Origin of the sequence: Paenimyroides tangerinum, from assembly GCF_003865405.1 — a bacterium.
GTDB classification, from domain to species: domain Bacteria; phylum Bacteroidota; class Bacteroidia; order Flavobacteriales; family Flavobacteriaceae; genus Flavobacterium; species Flavobacterium tangerinum.
Genome location: NZ_RQVQ01000023.1, coordinates 45,027 through 52,459, shown reverse-complemented (window position 1 = coordinate 52,459; position 7,433 = coordinate 45,027). Strand labels below are relative to the sequence as shown.

11 protein-coding genes are annotated in these 7,433 nt (G+C 37.0%); 7 read left to right on the top strand and 4 right to left on the bottom strand.

Annotation, left to right across the window (positions count from 1 at the left end; translation table 11 throughout):
* Positions 1–188: 188 nt before the first annotated feature.
* Both EG240_RS16980 and EG240_RS16975 read right to left on the bottom strand, forming a co-directional pair.
* On the bottom strand, positions 189–326 hold the full coding sequence (locus tag EG240_RS16980; RefSeq protein ID WP_262674986.1) for a hypothetical protein: 138 nt from the start codon (positions 324–326) through the stop codon (positions 189–191).
* Positions 327–397: 71 nt separating this feature from the next.
* Entirely contained in the window at positions 398–712 is a 315-nt protein-coding gene (locus tag EG240_RS16975; RefSeq protein WP_262674984.1) for a reverse transcriptase domain-containing protein, read from the bottom strand.
* Positions 713–816: 104 nt separating this feature from the next.
* On the opposite strand from EG240_RS16975, the gene EG240_RS11015 reads away from it, so the two are divergent.
* The 5 genes from EG240_RS11015 to EG240_RS10990 all read left to right on the top strand — a co-directional run bounded on the left by EG240_RS11015 (position 817) and on the right by EG240_RS10990 (position 4,797).
* A complete protein-coding gene (locus EG240_RS11015; protein WP_397337812.1) occupies positions 817–1,149 on the top strand; it encodes an ArsR/SmtB family transcription factor in 333 nt (110 codons plus the stop codon).
* Positions 1,150–1,166: 17 nt separating this feature from the next.
* Complete coding sequence (locus EG240_RS11010; protein WP_125019442.1) at positions 1,167–1,640, top strand: DUF6428 family protein; 474 nt, start codon at positions 1,167–1,169, stop codon at positions 1,638–1,640.
* Between the two features lie 29 nt (positions 1,641–1,669).
* Entirely contained in the window at positions 1,670–2,725 is a 1,056-nt protein-coding gene (locus EG240_RS11005; RefSeq protein WP_125019441.1) for an ArsO family NAD(P)H-dependent flavin-containing monooxygenase, read from the top strand.
* Positions 2,726–2,865: 140 nt separating this feature from the next.
* On the top strand, positions 2,866–3,045 hold the full coding sequence (locus EG240_RS17080; protein ID WP_397337809.1) for a hypothetical protein: 180 nt from the start codon (positions 2,866–2,868) through the stop codon (positions 3,043–3,045).
* Positions 3,046–3,411: 366 nt separating this feature from the next.
* Positions 3,412–4,797, top strand: a complete 1,386-nt coding sequence (locus tag EG240_RS10990) for an NAD(P)-binding domain-containing protein (protein WP_125019440.1) — start codon at positions 3,412–3,414, stop codon at positions 4,795–4,797.
* Positions 4,798–5,105: 308 nt separating this feature from the next.
* On the opposite strand, the gene EG240_RS10985 is transcribed toward EG240_RS10990, so the two are convergent.
* Entirely contained in the window at positions 5,106–5,312 is a 207-nt protein-coding gene (locus EG240_RS10985) for a DUF6766 family protein (protein WP_203229311.1), read from the bottom strand.
* Between the two features lie 73 nt (positions 5,313–5,385).
* Here EG240_RS10985 and EG240_RS10980 point away from each other — a divergent pair, with 73 nt between their 5' ends.
* Entirely contained in the window at positions 5,386–5,754 is a 369-nt protein-coding gene (locus EG240_RS10980) for a hypothetical protein (protein ID WP_203229310.1), read from the top strand.
* Here EG240_RS10980 and EG240_RS17035 read toward each other — a convergent pair.
* Positions 5,654–5,863, bottom strand: coding sequence for a hypothetical protein (locus EG240_RS17035; RefSeq protein WP_317127013.1), 210 nt, complete (start codon positions 5,861–5,863; stop codon positions 5,654–5,656). The genes EG240_RS10980 and EG240_RS17035 overlap by 101 nt on opposite strands.
* 327 nt (positions 5,864–6,190) lie before the next feature.
* Between EG240_RS17035 and EG240_RS10970 the strand changes: the two genes are divergently transcribed.
* Positions 6,191–7,105, top strand: coding sequence for a glutaminase (locus EG240_RS10970; protein ID WP_125019439.1), 915 nt, complete (start codon positions 6,191–6,193; stop codon positions 7,103–7,105).
* The last annotated feature ends 328 nt before the right edge of the window (positions 7,106–7,433 follow it).

Sequence of the window (7,433 nt, the reverse complement as noted above, 5' to 3'; positions counted from 1 at the left end):
TTCAAATGTGGCTGGTGTGGTTTTTCGGGTGATTGTTTTAAGTCGTTCTTTTAGTTTCTTCCACGCTTTTCCCGATACGATGAGTTGGTATTGATTTTTGCTTCCTTTCTCGTACGTAGATACGAACCCAAATCCTAAAATTGTGAAGTTGATTGGTTTTCTAATCCCGCTCTTTTCTTCATTTATAGTTAATTTGAGTTGTTTTTCAAAAAATTTTCAATTACTACTCTTGTAGCTTTGGCTTGATTGTGGCTTTTGCAATAGATACTAAAATCATCCACATAACGTACAAATTTATGTCCTCTTCGAGTCATTTCCTTATCCAATTGATGGAGTAAAATGTTCGACAATAATGGTCTTAAAGGATTTCCTTGCGGAACGCCTTTTACTCACGCGTTTATATTTGTTTTTTTTGTATTCGTGAATGCAGAGCATTTCTTCGTTTATGTAGTTTTCCGTTGATTTTAATAGGTGCTCTGAGCCATTTGCGTATGAGTTGCATCGTAGCTTTGCATTTCACTTTTTGATAGATTAAATTCAGTAATAAACAATGGTCAACTTCGTCAAAGAAGTTTTTCAGGTCAATATCCACAATGTGGTTTAATCCTGAATGGATGTAATCCCGAGATTGTCCAACGGCTTGTCGGGCATTCTTGTGGGGTCTAAATCCATAGCTGTAATTACTGAATTCGGGTTCGAAATGCGGTGCAATAGTTTGTGCTACGGCTTGTTGTTGAGTTGAAATTTATTTCAATAAAATAATTGATCATTAAATTCTTTGTCGTAATATTGCAATATAGAAATAAAGAAATGGAAATAGAACAAACAAAACCAAAGGATTTTACAGACAGCCAACACGAAATTACTCACATTATAAAAGCATTGGGACATCCTGCCCGAGTGGCTATCATAGAATATTTATTATCAGTTGACACTTGTATCTGCGGAGATATTGTTGATGTACTTCCTTTAGCACAGCCAACTGTTTCAAGGCATTTAAAAGAACTTAAAAATGCAAAACTAATTAAGGGAACCATTGAAGGTAACACGATTTGCTATTGCATTGACGAAAATACTATTGAAGAACTGCAAAAATATTTTACAAATATTTCGGCAAAACTTACTCTAAAAAACAAAAATTGTTGCTAACATAAAATAATACCAAAATGAAACTATCACAAGTAAAAGCACTTTTACCAACTTTAGAAAATGTAACATTCAAATTGGAAAACGGCTCTTTTGTTCCAGAACATTTTCACGTTACCGAAGTTGGAATGATTACAAAAAACTTCATTGATTGTGGTGGAGTAATTCGTACAGAAAAAACCGTAAATTTTCAGCTATGGAATGCAGACGATTTTGAGCATCGCCTAAAACCAACCAAACTTTTAAACATCATCAAACTTTCGGAAGAAAAATTAGGCATTGAAGATGCGGAAATTGAAGTGGAATATCAAAGTGAAACCATAGGAAAATACGGATTGGCATTTGACGGAACAAATTTCATTTTGCAAAACAAAACAACTGCTTGTTTAGCACAAGATGCGTGTGGAATTCCGTCCGAGAAAGTAAAGAAGAATTTATCCGAATTATCTGTAAATCAAAATGGGTCTTGTACACCAGGTGGTGGATGCTGCTAGTTAAATATAGACAAAAAAACAAATTGCGAATGGACAAAATATTCGATACCATAGTAATTGGAGTAGGGCAGAGTGGTCTGGCATGTGGCTATTACCTAAGAAAAGCGAAACTAAAATTTCTGCTTTTGGATAAGCAATCAGAACCGGGGGGCGCCTGGCTGCACGCTTGGGATAGTTTAACTCTTTTTTCTCCTGCAGATTACAGCTCCTTGCCAGGTTGGCCAATGCCCAAAACAGAGCAAAAATTCCCGCTGCGCTTACAGGTAGTTGATTATCTGATGAAATATGAACAACATTATCAATTACCCATACAACGAGGTGTTGAAGTTACCCACATCTTAAAAGACAATGGTATTTTTCATATTCATACTTCCAAAGGTATATTCCAAGCAAAAACGGTTATTTCAGCAACTGGTACATGGGGCAACCCCTACATTCCAAATATAAAAGGTATTGATAAGTTCAGTGGTATCCAATTACATTCCGCACATTATAAATCACCTGATAATTTTAAAGGGCTTAAAACTTTAGTGGTTGGGGAAGGAAATTCAGGGGCACAAATCGTTGCTGAAGTTTCGAAAGTTACGGAGGTTAAATGGTCAACCAAAAAAGAACCCCAATTTTTACCGGATGATGTCGATGGATATTACCTCTTCAATGTAGCATCAGCAAGATACAGAGCAGAAAAAGAGGGCAGGCCATTCGATGCTTCAGCATATAATTTAGGAAATATAGTGATGGTGCCGCCCGTAAAAGAGGCGCGAGAAAGAGGTGTACTCACTTCGTCGGGTTCCTTCACGGAGTTATATGATCAAGGAGTAATTTGGGAAAATGGACAACAAGAACAGTTCGATACAATTATCTGGTGTACAGGTTTTGGTTATGATACCAAGCATTTAAGAACTGTTGTAACACTCGATGAGCGAGGCAGCACGGAAACAATTGAAAGTAAATCCACTACTACAGATGGCTTGTGGTTGGTAGGTTATGGCAATTGGACAGGCTATGCATCCGCAACCTTAATTGGATTAAACCGAAGTACAAAACAAACGGTACAGGAGATAGAATTTTTTTTAAACTCTTAACGAATTAAAAATGAAAATTGCATTATTTAGTGACATTCACGCAAACCTACCCGCATTAGAAGCCTTTTTTGCAGATGTAGAAAAAAGAAATCCCGACAGTATACAGCCTCGCTGGACAAAATAAGAAAGTTCCATCCGGTGTGGCATTAGCTATGGTTTCCAGTGTAAGTTATTTGGGTTTTCTATTGGGCCCTCCGTTAATTGGTTATATCGCTGAAATATTTAGCTTGCGTTATTCCTATGGTCTATTTGCTTTCTTTGGTTTATTGATGTTTGTTATGACAAGTAAGTTAAAGATCTTTCAAGAGACTACAGACTAATACATTTATTTATTCAACCAATTTTGAAGGTCAATGGAGCGTCATCCATTGACCTGCATATCTATAAATTCTCAAAGAAATCCCATCTTAAAACAAAAAACCGCTTTATAAGCTCAGTAATACCATAAAGTTGTATTTGCAACCAAAATTTCGTATATTGCAAAAACGCAAGAGTATTACGAGTAATAGTATTGCATTGATCAATTCAATTAAGTCCTTGATAGAGGTCTTATTTTCTTCAAGAGTTTGCACTCTTTCAAAAATGCCTTCGAGCCTTTATTAAGGTTTCAGGATCAAATATTGATTCTTATTAGTTTAATCCTCCCTTCTTATAACATAAGAGAGGGAATAAATTTTTATGTATATATGACAAATTTTAAAGTTGGGATTATCGGTGCAGGTCCCAGTGGACTTGCTATGCTAAGGGCCTTTGAGTCAGAGCAGAAAAAAGGTAATCCCGTTCCAGAAATTAAATGTTTTGAAAAACAAGACAATTGGGGTGGTATGTGGAACTATACTTGGCGTACCGGCGTAGGTAAATATGGTGAACCATTGCACGGAAGTATGTATAAATACCTTTGGTCTAATGGTCCCAAAGAATGTTTGGAGTTTGCAGATTATAGCTTCACAGAACACTTTGGGCAACCTATTTCTTCTTTCCCACCGCGTGAGGTTCTTTTCGATTATATTCAAGGAAGAATAAAGAAAAGTAAAGCCCGAGACTTTATTCAATTCAATACAGTAGCACGCTGGGTAGATTACTTAGAAGATAAAAAACAGTTTCGCGTTATCTTTGATGATTTAGTTAAAAACGAAACTTTTGAGGAAATATTCGATTACCTAGTCGTGGGAACGGGCCACTTTTCAACGCCAAATCTACCTTATTTTAAAGGTATAGAGAATTTCCCTGGCGCTGTAATGCACGCTCACGATTTTAGAGGAGCAGATCAATTTATTGATCAAAAGGTCTTGTTGATAGGAAGTAGTTATTCGGCAGAGGATATCGGTGTGCAATGTTACAAACATGGAGCTAAATCCATTACGATCTCTTACCGAACGAGTTCTATAGGGTCTAAATGGCCTGAGGGAATAAAAGAGAAAGAATTAGTAACTCATTTTGAGGGGAGCACGGCCTTCTTTAAAGACGGTCACTCGGAAGACTTTGATGCTGTAATTTTTTGTACTGGTTATCAGCACAAACTTCCGTTCTTACCCGATAATCTGAGATTGAAATCTAAAAATTGCTTATACCCTAATCACTTATACAAAGGTGTAATCTTTAATGATAATGAACGATTAATTTACCTAGGTATGCAAGATCAGTATTATACATTTAATATGTTTGATACACAAGCTTGGTTCGCCCGTGATTATATACTGGGAAGAGTTTCGCTACCTTCTAAAGAGGAGCGTACTGCTGATATTAATAAATGGATGGCCTATGAAAAATCAACCGTCACAGGCGCTGATCATGTGGATTTTCAAACAGATTATATTAAAGAGTTAATATCTCTGACAGATTATCCACCGTTCGATCTGGACAAAGTAGCCGATATGTTTAAGCAGTGGCTGCATGACAAAGAGGTGAATATTCTCAACTACCGTGACCAAGTCTTTACTTCCGTTGTCGATGGTACAGAAGCATCTATTCACCACACCCCATGGATGAAAGAAATGGACGATAGTTTAGAACGCTATCTAGACGAAGTTACCCTAGATGACGAAGAATTAATGAAAGTAAATAACTATTAAGTTTTAGACGTCAAATCCTATAATATTAAAAATAGTCCAATTGTTTAATTACGATTGGACTATTTTTGATTTTCCCCAATCTTAATCCGGTCGATCCCCTACCGTTATCTGATTTTCTCATGAAATAGCACTCACGTCTATACTTTTAACATCATCAAGTAATCGGTCGTTTCAGCTTACTGACAGGATAGACTAACTTTAAATATATTACCCTGTAATCAAACACGTACTTCATAGGGCAATACATCGTGCTACCCTCAGCCGCTTGCTTTTATTTCCTCAACAAATCATTTGATTCACTGCATTTATTATTTTCCTGTTTCCAAATGTGGAGCGTCTACTGGCTTTGATTGTGGAGAGCCCTTTTGACGCAAAAAAATCGTTAGTAATACAATTGAAGCAACTGATAGGAATTCACTCTGCCAATTTTGAAAAGTTTCGAACCAAAAAGTAGGCTCACCAAGAAATTCGCCTAATCCTATTGAAGATTTGCCTTCCAAAGCGTCTTCTTCCATTTTCCCACGATAACTCCCATATAGATGTAAACCCCACTCCCTCTCCATAGAGCGCTATCGTGTAACGCCCGAAATGATTGAGAAAGTAAGTTCTGGAAAATGGGATACCAAAGAGAATGAAGAGGATCGCAAACAGCGCGATGCAATGGCAGCAAGAGGTTATTATCAGGCATTCCAGTCCGTCAAGGAAAGTATCAACTCCATATTGCGTGGAGCAAATGCGGGAATGCAGGTAGACAAAGACCACTCGAAATGGTATAGGCAACTTTTCGATCCGAGTGTGACTGCAGGTTTGTTGAAAGCCGCTGATCTAGCTGGATATCGAAACAATCAGGTTTATATCAGCAATTCCAAGCACGTACCCTTAAATGTTGACGCCATGCGTGATGCGATGCCTGTATTGTTTTCGAGCGTTGCTGCAGTTCAAAAAGATAATCTTTGACCTGTTCGGGATCCAACTCGGTAGGCAGGGTTTTAAAATGCAGCGCCAGGGCTGCCACATGCCGGGAATAATTATCGAACGTTCTGGGGCTCCTGCCCAGGATCGAAATATTCCTTTCGAAGCGTTGCAGCAGTTCAGCAAAATCACTAACTTCGCTCGAGGCGCGGTTCAGAATTTTGTTTACCCTTAACTCCTCCGGAGATTTTTTTTTGTAGCCATTTTAAAGATTTTTTGTTGTTTTACCAAAGTTAATAAAACAGCGAAGGGAAAAGCTACCGGAGGTTTAGTTCAACATCGTATTGGCAATAGTGCGGAGGGAAAGCAAGTTTGAAGATTTCAGATTTGCCGAAGATTAATTTATAATAGAAAAAGTTTGCATTTTTAGCCGCACCATCGCCAATACGTAACCGTTGTGTACAATTAAATTAAAAAAGAGGTGAATTTAGAAGAAATAGTTAGGGCAACCTATGAAGAGGTTAAAAATACAGATGACAAAGGACGATTGGCATCTTATATTCCTGAGTTGGTTAACGTTGATTCGGAAAGTTTTGGAGTATTTATATCAACAATTGACCACACTAATTTTGGTATTGGCAATTTTAACGAAAAATTTTCGATTCAGAGTATTGCAAAAGTACTTTCACTAAGCTTAGCATATAGTATTCTTGGCGAGAAAATTTGGACAAGACTTGGAGTAGAACCTTCAGGAACAGCATTTAATTCTCTAGTTCAACTTGAAGCAGATAAAGGCATACCTCGAAATCCCTTTATAAATGCTGGAGCAATTGTTATTTCAGATATTCTACTTAGCAAGCTGAAAAACCCAAAAGAAGAATTTTTATCTTTTATTAGAAGCATTTCCAATAATTCAGAATTAAACTATTCAAGCAAAATAGCTGCTTCAGAAAAAAGCGTAGGATTTCGAAATGTGGCATTATGTAATTTCATTAAATCCTTTGGAAATATTGAAAATGAACCCTCAGATGTTCTTGACTTCTATTTTGATCTTTGCTCTCTTGAAATGAATTGCAAAGAGCTTTCAGAATTATTTTTGTTTTTAGCAAACAATGGCTGTAACATATTTGCTAACAACTCGATACTTACCAAAAGCCAATGCAAAAGAATAAATGCACTAATGCAAACTTGTGGCTTTTATGACGAATCTGGAGAATTTGCCTTTAAAGTTGGACTTCCTGGAAAGAGTGGTGTTGGAGGAGGGATTGTTGCAATCCATCCAAATCATTATGCGATTGCAGTTTGGAGTCCGAAATTGAATGAAAAAGGAAATTCATATAAAGGGATGAAATTTCTTGAAGAGTTTACAACAAAATCTCAGTTGTCGATATTTTGAGATGAAATAGCCATGATTGAAACAAATCACCAACCGAAGATGATATTATAACCAATCTGGCGTATTCCATGTGACCCATAAAAATAAATAATAACACATGAAAACTGTACACAATAACTAAGCTTTCGTCTTGCCCGGAGGGCACGAGATGAAAGCCCGTTGAACGGAACCGGAGTAGCTTATAAAGTAATATGGAGTTTTCGAAGTATGACTTTAAGATATACAAGCAGTAATTTTAGGATTACTGCTTTTTTTGTGGTTGAATTTGTGCTGTTTCAATCATTTTTCGGGGTTTTCTGAGCCAATCGAACACAAGTTTCCCTTACCC

Excerpts from the sequence above, each read along its gene's own strand:
- EG240_RS10985 (WP_203229311.1), bottom strand. The coding sequence starts at position 5,312 with ATGGAAGAAGACGCTTTGGAAGGCAAATCTTCAATAGGATTAGGCGAA.
- EG240_RS11005 (WP_125019441.1), top strand. The coding sequence starts at position 1,670 with ATGGACAAAATATTCGATACCATAGTAATTGGAGTAGGGCAGAGTGGT.
- EG240_RS10990 (WP_125019440.1), top strand. The coding sequence starts at position 3,412 with ATGACAAATTTTAAAGTTGGGATTATCGGTGCAGGTCCCAGTGGACTT.
- EG240_RS10980 (WP_203229310.1), top strand. The coding sequence starts at position 5,386 with ATGATTGAGAAAGTAAGTTCTGGAAAATGGGATACCAAAGAGAATGAA.
- EG240_RS11010 (WP_125019442.1), top strand. The coding sequence starts at position 1,167 with ATGAAACTATCACAAGTAAAAGCACTTTTACCAACTTTAGAAAATGTA.